The following is a 255-nucleotide window of genomic DNA, read 5'->3' on the forward strand; positions in this document are numbered from 1 at the left end:
TATCATTTCCATAAACTTTATTTATTTTATCACTGTCCTTTCCAGAGCATCTATCTTTTTTAAAAAATTATTTTCCATTTCAAGATATTTGATTCTCGCTTTTGCTCGTTTTAACTCATCTTTTATACTTGTTTTCTTTTTTAGATTTAATTCTCTACTTGATTTAGATACAAGAGAGGCTTCGCCTTGTTTTAAGTAGATTTTTCTCCATCTTCTAAGACAATCTTTTGGTTTATCAAATCCTATTATTTTTAA

General features: G+C 26.3%; 1 protein-coding gene. It reads right to left on the reverse strand.

Annotated features, from left to right (window positions below):
* Positions 1-21: 21 nt before the first annotated feature.
* Positions 22-255, reverse strand: a 234-nt coding sequence (locus KGF42_RS19525; protein ID WP_227826940.1) for a hypothetical protein, incomplete at its 5' end; no start/stop codon positions are given.

This window comes from Clostridioides sp. ZZV15-6383, from assembly GCF_020657735.1.
GTDB classification, from domain to species: domain Bacteria; phylum Bacillota; class Clostridia; order Peptostreptococcales; family Peptostreptococcaceae; genus Clostridioides; species Clostridioides difficile_D.